Genomic DNA, 15,756 nt, shown 5'->3' on the forward strand with positions numbered 1-15,756 from the left:
AACTCCCGTGCGTGGCGGCCCGCGAGGGTATGCTCGCGGGCCGCGTTCGGAAGTCTCTAATGTACGATCCGGGTGCCCAGGACCGCAAGGAACTGCGCCAGCCAGGCCGGATGCGCGGGCCATGCCGGGGCGGTCACGAGGTTGCCATCGGTGTGTGCCTGGTCGACCGGGATGTCGGCGTACTTGCCGCCGGCCAGGCGTACTTCGGGCGCGCAGGCCGGATAGGCCGAGCAGGTCCGGCCTTCCAGCACGCCGGCCGCGGCCAGCAGTTGGGCGCCGTGGCACACAGCGGCGATCGGCTTGTTGGCGCTGGCGAAGTGACGCACGATCTCCAGCACCCGTTCGTTCAGGCGCAGGTATTCGGGGGCGCGGCCGCCGGGGATCACCAGCCCGTCGTAGGCTGCCGGATCGATATCGGCAAAGCTCGCGTTCAGCGCAAAATTGTGCCCGCGCTTCTCGCTGTAGGTCTGGTCGCCCTCGAAATCGTGGATGGCGGTGGGGCAGCTGGCGCCGGCCGCCTTGTCCGGACACACCGCGTGGACCGTGTGGCCCACCATCTGCAGGGCCTGGAACGGCACCATGGTTTCATAGTCTTCGGCATAGTCGCCGACCAGCATCAAGATCTTTTTTGCCATCGCGGTCTCCTGTATGGTTACGGCTGTCAGGCCGGGGGCCGCACCGGAATGCCCGTGCGGCCCGCCTGAGCCTTGTGCCCATTGTGTTGCCGTTTGCGGCTGCCCGGGTAGTAACCCATTACCGCATTCAGCCTGCCGCCGCGGCTGGCTGTCCGACCGAGTCCCCATGCCCAATACCACCATCCAGTCGTCCGCCCTTGGCGACGTCACCCACTACCTGCGCGAACGCATCCGTACCGTGCCGGACTGGCCGCAGCCCGGCGTCATGTTCCGCGACATCACGCCGCTGTTGCAGGACCCCAAGTCGCTGCGCGTGCTGATCGATGTCTTCGTGCACCGCTATATGGACACCCGGCTTGACATGGTGGCAGGCATCGACGCACGCGGCTTTATCCTCGGCGCCATCCTGGCTTACGAACTCAACCTTGGCTTCGTGCCCATCCGCAAGAAGGGCAAGCTGCCCTTCCAGACCGTGGCGGAGGAGTACGAGCTCGAATATGGCAGCGCCACGGTCGAAATCCACGCCGATGCCTGCAAGCCCGGCGACCGCGTGCTGCTGGTGGATGACCTGATCGCCACCGGCGGCACCATGATGGCCGGCCGCAAGCTGCTGGAACGCCTGGGCGCCACAGTGGTGGAGGGCGCCGCCATCGTCGACCTGCCCGAGCTGGGAGGCTCGCGCCACCTGCTCGACAGCGGCCTGCCGCTGTTCACGGTTTGCCGCTTCGACGGACACTGACGCCTGGCCAGGGATCATCCGCGCTCCGCCCATCCCAGGCGGGGCGCGGTATTGCGGCCCTTCCAGGCCATGCGCCCATGGCGTTGCCCGCACATGCACGCGGGAGCATAATGCCCCATTGACAACGATACGATGGCCGGGCGGAATCGTGCGATCTGCATTTGCTTATCTGCATTTGCGTCTGCAAGCGATGGAGGTACCGGTCACATAAGGGCGGACCATGGGCGTACTACTTCATTTGCTCTCTGGCGTGGCGCTGCTGGTGTGGGGCACCAACATCGTCAAGGTCGGCATCCTGCGCGTGTATGGCGCCAACTTGCGCCACGTGCTCTCCTCCAGCATCTCCAACCGCTTCACGGCGTTTGCCGCCGGCCTCGGCGTGACCGGGCTTGTCCAGAGCAGCAACGCAACCGCGGTCATCGTCAGTTCCTTCGTGGGCCAGGGCCTGATCGCCGTGGCCCCGGCGCTGGCCATCATGCTGGGCGCCAACGTCGGCACCGCGCTCATGGTGCAGGTGTTTTCGCTGGACCTCTCGTGGCTGTCGCCGCTGCTGATTTTCGTCGGCGTGATCCTGCATTTGTCCTGGAAGGGCAACAAGCCCGGCCACGTGGGCCGCGTGCTGATCGGCCTCGGGCTGATCACGCTGGCGCTCGAGCTGATTTCCATCGCCACCCGGCCCGTGGTGCAGGCCGCCGGAGTCAAGGTGCTGTTCGGTACGCTCACCGGCGATCCCACGCTGGATATGCTGATCGGCGCCTTCCTCACCATCCTGTGCTATTCCAGCCTGGCGGTAGTGCTGTTCTGCGGGGCGCTGGCCTCGGCCGGAGTGGTGTCGCTGCATGTGGCGATGGCGCTGGTGCTGGGCGCCAACCTGGGCTCCGGCATCTCCGCGCTGCTGACCACCTCCGGCAATAACCAGCCCGGCAAGCGCGTCACCCTGGGGAACCTGCTGTCGCGGCTGCTCGGCTGCGTGATCGCGCTGCCTTTGCTGGGGCAGGCCGAGCACCTGCTGGAGCTGGTCGATGCCGATCCGCAGCGGCTGGTGGTCAATTTCCACCTACTGTTCAACGTGGCGCTGGCGGTGCTGCTGCTGGGCGCCACCGGTCCGCTGGCACGCCTGTGTGAAAAGGTGCTGCCGGGCCGCAATACCGGCGACAGCCAGGTCACTCCGCGCCACCTTGATCCGGCCGCGCTGCCCACGCCCGCGCTGGCGCTGTCCAATGCCGCGCGCGAAGTGCTGCGCATCGGCGACCGCATCGAGCAGATGCTGGACAATATGCTGCGCGTGCTGCGCACCAACGATGCCAAGCTGGCCACCGCCACCTGCCGCATCGACGACGAGGTGGACGATCTCTATACCGCGATCAAGCTCTACCTGACCCAGATCAGCCTCGAAGCGCTGGACGAGCGCGATGGCCGGCGCTGGACTGAAATCATCTCGCTCACCATCAACCTCGAACACGCCGGGGACATCATCGAACGCATCCTGCAGGACGCGCGCGACAAGAAGATCGCCCATAACCTGGCGTTCTCGGAAGCGGGCATGCAGGAGATCTCGCAGATGCACGCGCGCGTCGTGGCCAACCTGCGCCTGGGGCTGTCGGTGTTCCTCTCCGGTGACCTGAAAAGCGCGCAGCAGCTGATGGCCGAGAAGGCCACCTTCCGCGATCTGGAGCGCAAGTTCGCCCGCAGCCATCTGCAGCGCATCGCCGTGCAGACCGCCGAGAGCATCGAGACCAGCTCGCTTCACCTTGATGTGATCAGCGACCTGAAGCGCCTGAATTCGCTGTTCTGCGCCACTGCTTATCCGGTGCTGGAAGAGGCTGGCGTGCTTAATCGCAGCCGCATGAAGGAAGACGATGGCGAGCCGCCTGCGCGGGCATTGCCGTCCGCGCAGGCGCACTGAAGGGCCTGCGCGAAGGGTCGGCTACAGCTTGTAGCCGATCTCCCGAAGCAGGTCCCGCCGCCACGCAATGTCGAGCTCGGTTTCCAGCCCGAGCGGCGAAGCGCCATCGACCACGCCAAGCACCGCGCGCCCCAGCGCGGTCTGCGCCACCACCACTTCGGTCGGGTTGGCCGTGGCGCAGTAGATCCTGCATACCTCCGGCACCGCGCGCACCGCGGTCAGCACATTGACGGGATAGAAGCCATCGCCAAGAAACAGCAGGAAGCTGTGGCCGGCGCCGATCGCCATCGCGTTCTCGCAGGCCAGGTCGATCATGGCATCGTCGGTGCCGGACCAGCGCACCAGGCGCTTGCCCGAGGCCTCGCAGAACGCCAGGCCGAAGCGGATACCCGGCACCGCGCCGACGAGCGCCTCGTGGATATCGTCCACGGTCTTGATGAAATGCGACTGTCCAAAGATGAAATTGGTCGCCTCGGGCTTGGTGACCGGCACTACGATGAACTCCATGGCCGTGCTCCTGCGTTGGCCTGCGTCAGTCGTCAGATCGGCTTCGAATGGCCCTTCGCAGTCTATGGTAGGCCGGGCAGGGTCGAATGCAAGGTGCCGCGCGGGACTACTTGCCCGGCGGGGACGCGCCGTTGCGGCGCCGGCTTCGCATGTGCCGGAGCATGATTGCGATAGCCGCGAGCAGGAGCGCGCCGCCTGTCGTCAAGGACACGGTAAAACCCTCGCCGCCGGCCTTGCCTGCTGCCTGGGCCGCGCTGGCAGGCTCCGCTGGCCGGGCGGCTTGCGCGGGTGCGGCCGATGCCGCTGGCGCGGCCGGCTCTTCGAGCGCGCGCGCCTGCGGCGCGGCCAGGTCGATCGGTGTGACGGTCGCCTGCGCCGCGGCCGGGCTGGCGGCAATGGCGCCGCCGAGCAGCAGCGCACATTGCCAGGCGCAAAGGATCAGGCGGGTACCCAGGCGCACGGCACCCACTCAGCGGCGCTCGAGCAGCGGCGCCAGGTACTTGCCGGTAAAGCTGGCCTTGCTCCCGGCCACGGCTTCCGGCGTGCCCTTGGCGATCACCTGGCCGCCGCCGGCGCCGCCTTCGGGGCCCATGTCGAGCAGCCAGTCGGCGGTCTTGATCACGTCGAGGTTGTGCTCGATGATGACCACCGTATTGCCCTGGTCGCGCAGCTTGTGGATGACCTTGAGCAACAGCTCGATATCGTGGAAGTGCAGGCCCGTGGTGGGCTCGTCCAGGATGTAGAGCGTGCGGCCGGTGTCGCGCTTTGACAGTTCCAGCGACAGCTTGACGCGCTGCGCCTCGCCGCCCGACAACGTAGTCGCGGACTGGCCCAGGCGGATGTAGCCGAGGCCGACATCGAGCAGCGTCTTCAGCTTGCGCCGCACCACGGGCACCGCCAGGAAGAACTCGTGTGCCTGTTCCACCGTCATGTCGAGCACTTCGTGGATGTTCTTGCCCTTGTAGAGCACCTCCAGCGTTTCGCGGTTGTAGCGCTTGCCGTGGCAGACGTCGCAAGGCACGTACACGTCGGGGAGGAAGTGCATCTCGACCTTGATCACGCCATCGCCCTGGCAGGCTTCGCAGCGGCCGCCCTTGACGTTGAACGAAAAGCGGCCCGGATCGTAGCCGCGCTCCTTGGCCGAGGGCACGCCGGCGAACAGCTCGCGAATCGGCGTGAACAGGCCGGTGTAGGTGGCGGGGTTTGAGCGCGGGGTACGGCCGATCGGGCTCTGGTCAACGTTGATGACCTTGTCGAAGTGCTCCAGCCCGTCGATGCGGTCGTGCGCCGCGGGCTCCGCGGTGGAGCCGTACAGGTGGCGCGCCACCGCGTGGTAGAGCGTGTCGTTGATCAGCGTCGACTTGCCCGAGCCGGAGACGCCGGTCACGCAGGTGAGCAGGCCCACCGGGATATCGGCGCTGACATTGCGCAGGTTGTTGCCGGTGGCATTGATGATGCGCAGCAGCTTTTCCTCATCGGGCGCGGCCCGCTCCTTGGGCACCTCGATGCGGCGCGCGCCGGACATGTACTGGCCGGTGAGCGAGTTGGCCGATTGCTCGATCTGCAGAGGCGTGCCTTCGGCGACGATCATGCCGCCATGCACGCCCGCGCCCGGGCCGATGTCGACCACGTAGTCGCAGGCGCGGATCATGTCTTCATCGTGCTCGACCACCAGCACGGAGTTGCCGATATCGCGCAGGTGCTTGAGGGTGCCGATCAGGCGGTCGTTGTCGCGCTGGTGCAGGCCGATCGACGGCTCGTCCAGCACATACATTACGCCGGTCAGGCCCGAGCCGATCTGCGAAGCCAGCCGGATGCGCTGCGCCTCGCCGCCCGACAGCGTGTCGGCGCTGCGTTCCAGCGACAGGTAATCCAGTCCCACGTTATTGAGGAAGTTCAGGCGCGCGCTGATTTCCTTGACGATCTTGTCGGCGATCTCGCGCTTGGCGCCATGCATGTCCAGCGTAAGGAAATACGTGAGCGCGTCGCGCAGCGGCCAGCCATTGATCTCGTAGATGGCGCGCGCCTGGTCGTTTTCGCCCAGCTTGACATGGCGCGCCTCGGTGCGCAGGCGGGTGCCATGGCAGGCGGGGCAGGGCTGGTTGTTCTGGTACTTGGCCAGTTCCTCGCGCACCGCGATCGAATCGGTCTCGCGGTAACGCCGCTCCAGGTTGGGGATGATGCCCTCGAAGGCATGCTCGCGCACCGTGGTGCGGCCGCGCTCGTTCATATAGGTGAACGGGATCTCCACTTCGCCGGAGCCATGCAGCACGACTTCCTGCACCTCGGCCGGCAGGTCCTCGAAGGCCGTATCGAGTTCGAACTCGTAGTAGGCCGCCAGGCTCTGCAGCATCTGGAAGTAGAACTGGTTGCGGCGGTCCCAGCCCTTGATGGCGCCCGAGGCCAGCGACAGGTTGGGGAAGGCCACCACCCGCTTGGGGTCGAAAAAGGTGATCTGGCCCAGGCCGTCGCAGGTCGGGCAGGCGCCCATCGGGTTATTGAACGAGAACAGGCGCGGCTCGAGTTCCTGGAGCGAGTACGAGCAGATCGGGCAGGCGAACTTGGAGCTGAACACGTGCTCCTGGTTGGTATCGATCTCGAGCGCGATGGCGCGGCCGTCGGCCAGGCGCAGCGCGGTCTCGAACGATTCCGCCAGCCGCTGCTTGATGTCGGGGCGCACCTTGACGCGGTCCACCACCACCTCGATGGAGTGTTTCTCGGTCTTCTTCAGCTTGGGCAGCGCGTCCACCTCGTAGACTACCGCCGGCGCCTCATGCGTGGTGCCGCCGCCCGAACGCACGCGAAAGCGCACGAAGCCCTGCGCCTGCATGGTGTCGAACAGGTCGGAATGCTCGCCCTTGCGGTTGGCCACCACCGGCGCAAGGATCATCAGCTTGGTGTCTTCCGGCAGCGCCAGCGCGGCATCCACCATCTGCGAGACGCTTTGCGCCTGCAAGGGCAGGTTGTGATCGGGGCAGTAAGGCGTACCGGCGCGGGCGTACAGCAGGCGCAGGTAGTCGTGGATCTCGGTGACCGTTCCCACTGTTGAGCGCGGGTTGTGGCTGGTGGCCTTCTGCTCGATGGCGATTGCCGGCGAGAGTCCTTCGATCAGGTCGACGTCCGGCTTTTCCATCAGCTGCAGGAACTGGCGCGCGTAGGCCGACAGCGACTCCACATAGCGGCGCTGGCCCTCCGCATACAGGGTGTCAAAGGCGAGGGAGGACTTGCCCGATCCGGACAGCCCGGTAATCACGATCAGCTTGTTGCGCGGCAGATCGAGATTGATGTTCTTCAGGTTGTGGGTACGGGCACCACGGATTCTAATTTCTTCCATATACCGATTGTCTTCGCCAGGCGGGGCCGCCGGTCAGGTCGACAGGCCGGGTCTCACGGAATTTCAAGAAAAAAGCATGCCAGCAGGGCTGCCGCCGGCTTCAGGCCAGCCCCAGGCCGGGCTTTGCCAGCCTGCGCCGGGGCTTGCGGCGTCCGATCCGGACCCTAAAGCGCAGCGGAGCAAACCTGTTAATATACCGAACTTCGGTTTCCGGGGGTTGCATGGGCCATCAGACGTGTCCTGCAATGCCCACATCCGGCATGCTGCTGAGGGTTGTCAGGCAAGGATGCTTCCGTCTTGGCGGGCGCCCGGCGCAACGGTGACAGAAGGGGCCGCAACTTCCGGGGCCGCAACTTCCGCTCCGGCCATGGATCGAAGTTGTCGCCGCCCCGTCAGCACTGGGGTGATGCGGTACGTGCGCGGTGCACGAGCCGGCAATCCGTCAGAGAAACTCCCCACGATCGCAATGTCGTCGATCCATAGCTCCTCCCAAGATGCGGCCAAGGCCGACGATTCCAAGGTTCAGCCCGCTGCCGGGCGCGACCGCATGACCCGTATGGAACTGCGGGCCAGCATCTCGCTGGCCAGCATCTTTGCGCTGCGCATGCTGGGCCTGTTCCTGATCCTGCCCGTCTTCGCCGAATACGCCAGCGGCCTGCCCGACGGGCACGACGCCCAGCGCGTGGGCCTGGCCATGGGCATCTACGGCCTGATGCAAGCTTTTCTGCACATTCCGCTGGGCTGGCTGTCCGACCGCGTCGGCCGCAAGCCGGTGATGGTGGCGGGCCTGCTGCTGTTCATCGCCGGTGGCCTGGTGGCGGCCGGCTCGGACACGCTCACCGGCATCATCCTCGGCCGTTCGCTGCAGGGTATGGGCGCGATCTCCGCCGCCATTACCGCCTGCATCGCAGATCTCACCCGCGAGCAGCACCGCACCAAGGCCATGGCCATGGTGGGAGGCAGCATCGGCCTGACCTTCGCGCTGTCGCTGGTGATTGCCTCGCCGCTGCTGCACAGCATCGGCATGCCGGGCATCTTCACGCTGATGTCGGTGCTGGGCGTGATCGCGATCCTGGTGACGCTGTTCCTGGTGCCCACGCCGCCGCCGCCCCATCCCGTGCGGCTGCCGTTCCGCGCCGTGCTGCTCAATGCGGACCTGATCCGGCTGAACGTCGGCGTGCTGGCCTTGCACGCGTCCCAGGTGGCCATGTTCATGGTCGTGCCGGCCATGCTCAGCGACGCCGGCATGCCGCTGGATCAGCACTGGAAGGTCTACCTGCCGGTGGTGCTGGTCTCGTTCGTGCTGATGCTCGGGCCGATGATGGCCGCCGAGCGCTACGGCAAGGTGCGCCCGGTGCTGCTCGGCGCGGTTGGATTGATGACCGCGGTGCAATTGATGTTCGCCGCCGTGCACGGTTTGTGGGGAATCGTAGGCGTGCTGCTGCTGTTCTTCGTGGCATTCAACGTGCTGGAAGCCATGCAGCCTTCGCTCGTGTCGCGCTATGCTGCCGCCGCGCGCGGGGCGGCACTTGGCGTTTACAACACCACGCAGGCGATGGGCCTGTTCCTGGGCGGTGCGGTCGGTGGCTGGTTGCTCAAGCACGAAGGCCGCGGTGCGGTCTTCCTCGGCTGTGCCGTGATACTGCTGCTCTGGCTTATAATCGCCTGGAACATGAAGTCGCCGCCGGCCCGAAAGAGCAGTTCCCCGGCCGTCGCCGCCTGAAGTTGGCGGCCAGCGTGGCGACCGGCCCGAAAGGGTCGGCCGCATCACTTCGTAAAGCTTTTTGCCGCAAATAGGCACTAGCATGACCGCGCGTCCGACTTCTTGGCCGGGGGCGCGTTATTCGTTTACGCATCAGTCAAGGCATTGCCACGCCGCTTGCAGCAGAGGGCGTGGCCCTGGGAGAACATTCACATGGCATCGATCAACAAAGTCATCCTCGTCGGCAACCTGGGCGCGGACCCCGAAACCCGCTACCTGCCCAGCGGCGACGCCGTGAGCAACATCCGCCTGGCGACCACCGACCGCTACAAGGACAAGACCAGCGGCGAAATGAAGGAAGCCACCGAGTGGCACCGCATCGCCTTCTTCGGCAAGCTGGCCGAGATCGCGGGCCAATACCTGCGCAAGGGCTCGCAGGTCTATATCGAAGGCCGCATCCGCACCCGCAAGTGGACCGACCAGTCCGGCGTTGAAAAGTACAGCACCGAGATCGTCGCTGAGCAAATGCAGATGCTGGGCTCGCGCCAGGGCATGGGCGGAGGTGACCGCGGTGGTGACGACATGGGCGGTGGCGGTTACGGCGGTGGCCGTGAATCGTCGGGCGGTGGCGGCTACGGTGGTGGTGCGCGCAGCGGTGGCGGCCAGGCGGCTGGTGGCCAGCAGGGTGGCGCTGCGCGCCGTCCGCAGCAGGCGCCGTCGAACGGGTTTGAGGATATGGACGACGATATTCCCTTCTAATGGTCCGTAAGAAAAAAATGTAAAGATCAACCCCGCTTACAAGCGGGGTTTTTTCTTTTGGATCAGCATCTTATGGGCGGTGGGGGTAGCTTCTCAATAAAGCGGGGCAAACGGCGGCACGCGGCTCAGGTGGAGAGAGCGATGCGCTGTCCGAGGATGTGGGGAAGGAGGGGAATGTGATTGGTGTGTGAGATGCGGTCGGCCAGGTATTCCCAGAACGAGATTCCCAGCTTTCGACAGGTCTTCTTCAAGCTCGAGAAGGTGTCACGGCATTGGCGACCGAGTTCGCTGCGCGTGCCGCCACTGATCTTCTGCTTTTTCACGTGGTCGCGAATGTCGCGTTCACTGCCGTTGGTATGCAGTGGGATCTCGGGGCGTTCGAGCACCAAGAGCAGCTCGGACTTGTTCTTGTGAAGGCGTCTGAGCAAACGGTCCAGCGTCGCGTAACGGGTCTTTTGGATGAAGACTGCGTCAAAGCGTTTTTGCAGTTCGGCTTTGCGCTGGATCGTCGGATTCTGCTTGTATTCCTTCAGATCCGCATAGAGCGACCAGATATCGCCGCGCACACGGGCAATATCCTCGCGATGTAGGTCATTGAGCGGCAGCAGCTTGTGCACGAGACGCTCGGCGTGGACCCAGCATAAGCCGTGAATCAACACATTGAACTGTCCCGCATCATCGCTAATGATGGCCAGATCCTGGGCGACGCCACGTCGCCTCAGGCTGCCCAGTAACGCCCCTTCGGTGGCGATGTTCCGGTGGCGGGTAACGTCCATGCCCAGGCTGTCCAGGTGAGACAGCCACGCACTCTGGTCGGCAAAGCTCGCGCACTCATGCTGACGCAGCCCATCAACGAACGCCTGTGGGAGCCCACGCTTTTTCATGGAGGAGAGGGCCTCGTCGTTGACCTGGTAGCCATGTCCCGCCGCGAGCAGTTCGAGGAAATTGATGCGGCTCTTCGTGCTTGTGCTTTTGAACCAGGCGAAATGTTCGTTACCGATGTGGGTGACGTAGCCGTTGCGGCCCTGATGCCGCGTGCCGGTGTCGTCGACCGTCACATACGCCGAGAGCGCCAGCCCCGTCGACAGCAGATCCTCCTTTTCCTCGTGGAATCGCCCCTTGTCCTCCTGCAGCAGCGCATTCATCTGCCCGGACGAGATCTCGATACCCCATTCCCGCAACTGCTCGCACAGCAGCGGCTGCGTCACGTGGCAGTGGTGATATTGGTACAGCACGTAACTGACCAGTGTCGCGCCAAAGTGGCTGCCGGCAACGGCCTTGGGCAGTTGCCCGGTCAGCGTTTGACAGTCCGGGGTCTGCCAGCGTGCGAGCCGGTAGCGCGTATTGTGTGTCCCCATCACGAGGTCCTGGACCACGAAATCCCGGTAGCCCTTGAACCGCGAGCCAGACGGGATCGACTCGGCCGGCTGGATGACTTGCTCGCAATCGATCTTCAGCTGCCCCGTCTTGCTCCTGGCGGGCGAACCGCGTCGTCTGGCTGGTTTGCCCTGCTGCTGCCGATTGGACTCGCTGGTTTTGCCGGCCTCCTCATGCATACGGCTTGGTTTGAACGTAGGGCGCTTCTTCTCTCCCTTGAGCACCGCGACTTCGTCCTTCATGTGCCCCGCGTTCTCCACCAGACGATGGATGAGCTCCACCAGACCTTCACCCCAGGCCAGCACCTTCAGCACCGCCGGCGTGCGTTCGGCCTCGGCAATGAACGGCGCAACAAGTTTCTTCTTCACGGCCGCAGTCAGGCTACGCGCGCTTTTCCGCTCTTCTCAACTCGGCGAGTTCCTGTTCCAGTTGCTCCGTCTCCTGCTGCAAGCCATTGGCCATGTCGACCAATCCCTCAACCCATGCCAACACCTCAAGTTCTTTTGGCGTCAATCCTTCTCGCGCGATGTCCGGCGGCGTGAATTTTTGGCAAGTGGTCATGATCGGGCAGCGTGAATGGCGACGGCGAAAGTTAACATCCCCACCCAGCGTTTACAAGTGGAACGCGTTGCGGCTTGCGGCAAGCTCGCGCCGATATTTCCACGCCGACATTCCAGTCACCGGCCACGCCTCACCACCTGGCCTTGCCCCGGCTTATTGAGAAGTTACCGGTGGGGGTGTGGAAAGATTCGAGATGCCGTTAGTGCAAGCGGACAAGATCTTTGTCAGTAAGGCGTTCTGTAAACTTTCGGGCGGCAGGTCACGAAAAGCTGGCACGAGGCTGCTTGACCTGGCCGAGCATCATCAGCATGACAACGGCTGCGACGCCGAGCCCCGATGACAGCCACAGAGCCCCGACGCCGAATGCGTCAAGGCAAATGCCGAAAAGCCATGGCGCCAGCGCTTGGGCGATCCGCGCCGGGACCATGAGAACACCCTGGCGATGGCCGTAGCCGCTCGGGCCGAAAATCACCAACGGCAGCGTGCCCTTGGCGATCGTCAGAATGCCATTGCCCGCACCATGCAAAACGCCGAACAGGGCAGCAGCGGGCGCGCCGAATAGGCCGAATGCAATGGCGCCGAGGGGGTGAAGAGCGGCGGCGATGCGGGCAGACAGCAGCGGATGAATCTTGCGCAGCAGTCCAAACTCGAGAATCCGTGCGCCGACCTGCGCGGGGCCGATCATGGCGCCAACCATCACTGCTGTGGCCAGCGTGGCACCGCCGGCCTGAAGCAATCGTGGCAGGTGAGCCGCCATGGCCGTACTGATGAACCAGGTGGCGGCGAAAACAAAGGCGAGCGCGAATGAGGCAAGTCGCTGAGACGGCGCCTCATCGTCAAGAGGTTGTGACGAAGCCGCTTTGACGGGTGATACGCCAACGACCGTACTGCGTGGCATGCTGAGATTGAGCGCCAGTCCCAAGGTCGCATGAAGGGCGGCCCAGGCAAGGCAGGCGCCGCGCCATCCGATGTGCGATTCCATGAACGTCGACAGTGGCCAGCCAATGGTGCTGGCGAAGCCCGCTATCAGGGTGATGCCAGTGATCGCGCCGCGCGAACGATTGCCATACAGCGCAACGAGCGTGGCGAAGGCAGCTTCGTAGAGGCCTGCGCCCATGCCGATACCGAGTATGAGCCAGGCGGCGAAGAGTCCCATGACGCCATGGGCGATGCCAAGTCCCGCCAGCCCAATAGCAAAAATGCCGCTGGTAGCGGCTAACACCATGCGTCCGCCGGTGCGGTCGATCATCCTCCCAGTGGAAGGACCGATCAACGCCGACACGATGAGCGCCGCGCTGAATGCCGCGAAGATCGTGGGCGGCGATACGCCGAGATCCCGGGCCATGGGCGTGGCCAGCATGGCTGGCAGATAGTAGGTTGAACCCCATGCCATTGTCTGGGCAATGCCCAGCCTGGCGATCACACTACTTGTTGGCGCCATGGCCATCCCGTTCGTTGATTATTCGACTTCGCCGCTATCGGTATCGCTGACCTGAGCGTCCTTCTCATGACTCATTGCTGCCGCAGCGAGCGTGGCGGCGATAGCTGGCGCTGCTTCCTTGCGCTCGCTGTACCGGTCCGTCAGGTAGTCGCTGCGATCGCGAACCAACAGCGTGAACTTGTAGAGTTCCTCCATGACATCGACCAGGCGGTCGTAATAGGAGGACGGTTTCATGCGGCCGTTGGCGTCGAATTCCTGGTACGCCTTGGCGACAGAAGACTGGTTCGGGATCGTCACCATTCGCATCCAGCGCCCCAGCACGCGCAGCGCGTTGACGGCGTTGAACGACTGAGAGCCGCCGCAGACCTGCATCACCGCCAGCGTACGCCCCTGTGTGGGCCGAATCCCGCCCATCTCCAGCGGCAGCCAGTCAATCTGGTTCTTGAAGACGGCAGTTAGCGTGCCGTGGCGTTCGGGACTGCACCACACCTGACCCTCCGACCACTCCGAGAGCTTGCGCAGTTCGACCACCATCGGATGATCCGCCGGCACGCTGTCCGCCATGGGCAGGCCATGTGGGTCGAACACGCGGGTCTCCGCGCCAAAATGCTGCAGAATCCGTTCGGCTTCCCGCACGAGCAGGCGGCTGTACGACGTCTCGCGCAGCGAACCGTAGAGCAGCAGGATCCGGGGCGGATGGGTGCTGATGCGTGCGGGATCCAGCTTGTGCAGGTCCGGAGTGTCGAGCACAGCGGACACGATGTTGGGCAAGTCCGTGCTCATTGGACATTCCGTCCTTGCGCATCGATCACGACCTCACCGTCCTCCTTGGCGAACGCGCCTTGCTGAGGCGAGGACAAGATGTCGAGCACGACTTCCGACGGCCGGCACAGCCGCACGCCAAGCTCCGTGACGACGAAGGGCCGGTTGATCAGGATAGGATGGGCCAGCATGGCATCGAGCAACTGGTCATCGGTCAGCGCCGGATCGGAGAGGCCCAGTTCGGCGTAGGGCGTGCCCTTCTCGCGGACAGCTTCGCGCACGGTAAGGCCAGCATCGCGGATCATCGCCTGCAACGTCTGTCGGTCCGGTGGCGTGTTCAGGTATTTGATGACGATCGGCTCGATGCCCGCATTGCGGATCATGGCCAGAGTGTTGCGCGACGTGCCACACGCGGGGTTGTGATAGATGGTGACGGACATGTTGGTTCCTCAATGCGATTCGTACCAGCGCTGCGAGCGGTTGACCACGCCCACAACGAAGAGCATCACGGGTACTTCGATCAGCACGCCCACGACGGTGGCGAGCGCCGCGCCGGATTGAAAGCCGAAGATGCTGATGGCGGTAGCCACGGCCAGTTCGAAGAAGTTGCTTGCGCCGATCAGTGCCGATGGGCCAGCCACGCAGTGGGCTACGCCGAGCTTGCGGTTCAGCAGGTAGGCCAGGCCGGAGTTCAGCAGTACCTGGATCAGGATTGGCACGGCCAGCAACAGAATGATCAAGGGCTGTTCGACGATTGAATTGCCCTGGAAGCCGAAGAGCAGCACGAGCGTGGCGAGCAGTGCTGTGATCGAATAGGGTCCCAATGCGCTGACAACGCGCCTGTATGTGGCTTCGCCGCGAGCCAGCAGCGCCTTGCGGATGAGCTGCGCGATCAGCACCGGAATGACGATGTAGAGCCCGACCGAGGCGATGAGCGTATCCCACGGCACGGTGATCGACGAAAGGCCCAACAGCAGGCCGACGACAGGCGCGAAGGCCACGACCATGATCGCGTCGTTGAGCGCCACCTGCGACAGAGTGAAATATGGATCGCCCTTGCAGAGCTGCGACCAGACGAAAACCATCGCGGTACAAGGCGCCGCAGCCAGCAGAATCAGGCCGGCTATGTAGCTGTCGAGCTGGTCGGCCGGCAGCCATGCCGCGAAAAGGTGGCGCACGAAGATCCACCCCAGCAATGCCATCGAGAACGGCTTCACGAGCCAGTTCACGAAGAGCGTCACGCCGATACCGCGCCAGTGGCCCGCGACCTGGCCCATCGCGCCGAAGTCGATCTTGATCAGCATGGGAATGATCATGATCCAGATCAGCACGCCCACCGGCAGGTTCACCTGCGCCACTTCCATGGCTCCGATCGCATGGAACACCGCTGGCAGCCATTGGCCGAGCAGGATGCCGGCGACGATACAGAGCGCAACCCAGACGGTCAGGTAGCGCTCAAAGAAGCCGATGGCACTGGGTTGCCTTGCCCCGGCCGTCCGTTGCGCCGTGCTCATTCCTCTGACTCCACGGGTTGTTCGCCGATGGCGCGCATCTCCTTCTGGATGGCATTGCGGTCCAGCACGTGCAATGGCAGGTTCACGAACTGGCGCACGCGATTCAGGATCTGGCGGAACACCTGGTCGAATACCTTGCGCTTCTCTTCGTCGGAGCCCTGAATGGCTGCGGGATCCATGAAGCCCCAATGCGCCGTGATGGGCGTGCCAGGCCAGACCGGGCAGACCTCGCCGGCGGCCTGGTCGCAGACGGTAATGACGAAGTCCATCTTGGGCGCGCCGGGTACGGCAAACTCGTCCCAGCTCTTGCTGCGCAGGCCCGAAGTGTCGTAGCCGATCGACAGGCAGCGCTCGATGGCAAAGGGATTCACCGTGCCCGACGGATGGCTGCCGGCACTGTAGGCGTGGAAGCGGCCTTTGCCGAGCACATTGAACAGTGCTTCGGCCATGACGCTGCGGGCGGAGTTGCCGGTGCATAACACCAGGACATTGAAGATCTTGTCGGACATAGTGGTCGTT

The 15,756-nt window shown here is 64.3% G+C and carries 15 protein-coding genes; 4 read left to right on the forward strand and 11 right to left on the reverse strand.

Translation table 11 applies throughout. The features are described 5' to 3' along the window. Positions 1-56: 56 nt before the first annotated feature. The gene (locus ACZY0R_RS17555) at positions 57-635 is read right to left on the reverse strand and encodes a DJ-1/PfpI family protein (RefSeq protein WP_035868352.1); all 579 of its coding nucleotides are present in this window, start codon (positions 633-635) and stop codon (positions 57-59) included. Between the two features lie 166 nt (positions 636-801). Between ACZY0R_RS17555 and ACZY0R_RS17560 the strand changes: the two genes are divergently transcribed. Then, positions 802-1,374 carry an adenine phosphoribosyltransferase gene (locus ACZY0R_RS17560; RefSeq protein ID WP_045241330.1) on the forward strand — a complete coding sequence of 191 codons (573 nt, stop codon included), beginning with the start codon at positions 802-804 and terminating at the stop codon, positions 1,372-1,374. Between the two features lie 220 nt (positions 1,375-1,594). Continuing rightward, positions 1,595-3,280: a Na/Pi cotransporter family protein gene (locus tag ACZY0R_RS17565; protein WP_045241329.1), complete on the forward strand. Its 1,686-nt coding sequence runs from the start codon at positions 1,595-1,597 to the stop codon at positions 3,278-3,280. A 21-nt stretch (positions 3,281-3,301) separates the two neighbouring features. On the opposite strand, the gene ACZY0R_RS17570 is transcribed toward ACZY0R_RS17565, so the two are convergent. The 3 genes from ACZY0R_RS17570 to uvrA form a co-directional block, all read right to left on the reverse strand. Beyond that, positions 3,302-3,787: an adenosine-specific kinase gene (locus tag ACZY0R_RS17570; RefSeq protein ID WP_045241328.1), complete on the reverse strand. Its 486-nt coding sequence runs from the start codon at positions 3,785-3,787 to the stop codon at positions 3,302-3,304. 106 nt (positions 3,788-3,893) lie between these two features. After that, positions 3,894-4,247: a hypothetical protein gene (locus ACZY0R_RS17575; protein ID WP_488859952.1), complete on the reverse strand. Its 354-nt coding sequence runs from the start codon at positions 4,245-4,247 to the stop codon at positions 3,894-3,896. Positions 4,248-4,256: 9 nt separating this feature from the next. Further along, positions 4,257-7,121 carry an excinuclease ABC subunit UvrA gene (uvrA, locus tag ACZY0R_RS17580; protein ID WP_488859954.1) on the reverse strand — a complete coding sequence of 955 codons (2,865 nt, stop codon included), beginning with the start codon at positions 7,119-7,121 and terminating at the stop codon, positions 4,257-4,259. A 466-nt stretch (positions 7,122-7,587) separates the two neighbouring features. Here uvrA and ACZY0R_RS17585 point away from each other — a divergent pair, with 466 nt between their 5' ends. Together ACZY0R_RS17585 and ACZY0R_RS17590 are read left to right on the forward strand one after the other, a co-directional pair. Next, the gene (locus ACZY0R_RS17585) at positions 7,588-8,844 is read left to right on the forward strand and encodes an MFS transporter (protein ID WP_488859956.1); all 1,257 of its coding nucleotides are present in this window, start codon (positions 7,588-7,590) and stop codon (positions 8,842-8,844) included. 192 nt (positions 8,845-9,036) lie between these two features. Then, a complete protein-coding gene (locus ACZY0R_RS17590) occupies positions 9,037-9,582 on the forward strand; it encodes a single-stranded DNA-binding protein (protein ID WP_488859958.1) in 546 nt (181 codons plus the stop codon). Between the two features lie 125 nt (positions 9,583-9,707). On the opposite strand, the gene ACZY0R_RS17595 is transcribed toward ACZY0R_RS17590, so the two are convergent. The 7 genes from ACZY0R_RS17595 to ACZY0R_RS17625 all read right to left on the reverse strand — a co-directional run bounded on the left by ACZY0R_RS17595 (position 9,708) and on the right by ACZY0R_RS17625 (position 15,746). Then, on the reverse strand, positions 9,708-11,327 hold the full coding sequence (locus ACZY0R_RS17595) for an IS66 family transposase (RefSeq protein ID WP_488858764.1): 1,620 nt from the start codon (positions 11,325-11,327) through the stop codon (positions 9,708-9,710). A 13-nt stretch (positions 11,328-11,340) separates the two neighbouring features. Continuing rightward, positions 11,341-11,520: a hypothetical protein gene (locus ACZY0R_RS17600; RefSeq protein ID WP_488857125.1), complete on the reverse strand. Its 180-nt coding sequence runs from the start codon at positions 11,518-11,520 to the stop codon at positions 11,341-11,343. Between the two features lie 259 nt (positions 11,521-11,779). Then, the gene (locus tag ACZY0R_RS17605; RefSeq protein ID WP_488859960.1) at positions 11,780-12,967 is read right to left on the reverse strand and encodes an MFS transporter; all 1,188 of its coding nucleotides are present in this window, start codon (positions 12,965-12,967) and stop codon (positions 11,780-11,782) included. A gap of 12 nt (positions 12,968-12,979) precedes the next feature. Next, positions 12,980-13,744 carry an arsenical resistance protein ArsH gene (arsH, locus tag ACZY0R_RS17610; RefSeq protein WP_488859962.1) on the reverse strand — a complete coding sequence of 255 codons (765 nt, stop codon included), beginning with the start codon at positions 13,742-13,744 and terminating at the stop codon, positions 12,980-12,982. After that, a complete protein-coding gene (gene arsC, locus ACZY0R_RS17615; RefSeq protein ID WP_488859964.1) occupies positions 13,741-14,163 on the reverse strand; it encodes an arsenate reductase (glutaredoxin) in 423 nt (140 codons plus the stop codon). Before arsC ends, arsH begins: the two co-directional genes overlap by 4 nt. 9 nt (positions 14,164-14,172) lie before the next feature. Next, complete coding sequence (arsB, locus tag ACZY0R_RS17620; RefSeq protein WP_488859966.1) at positions 14,173-15,237, reverse strand: ACR3 family arsenite efflux transporter; 1,065 nt, start codon at positions 15,235-15,237, stop codon at positions 14,173-14,175. Next, positions 15,234-15,746, reverse strand: a complete 513-nt coding sequence (locus ACZY0R_RS17625) for an arsenate reductase ArsC (RefSeq protein WP_488859968.1) — start codon at positions 15,744-15,746, stop codon at positions 15,234-15,236. Before ACZY0R_RS17625 ends, arsB begins: the two co-directional genes overlap by 4 nt. Between the last annotated feature and the right edge of the window lie 10 nt (positions 15,747-15,756).

Source organism: Cupriavidus sp. F041, assembly GCF_057814235.1.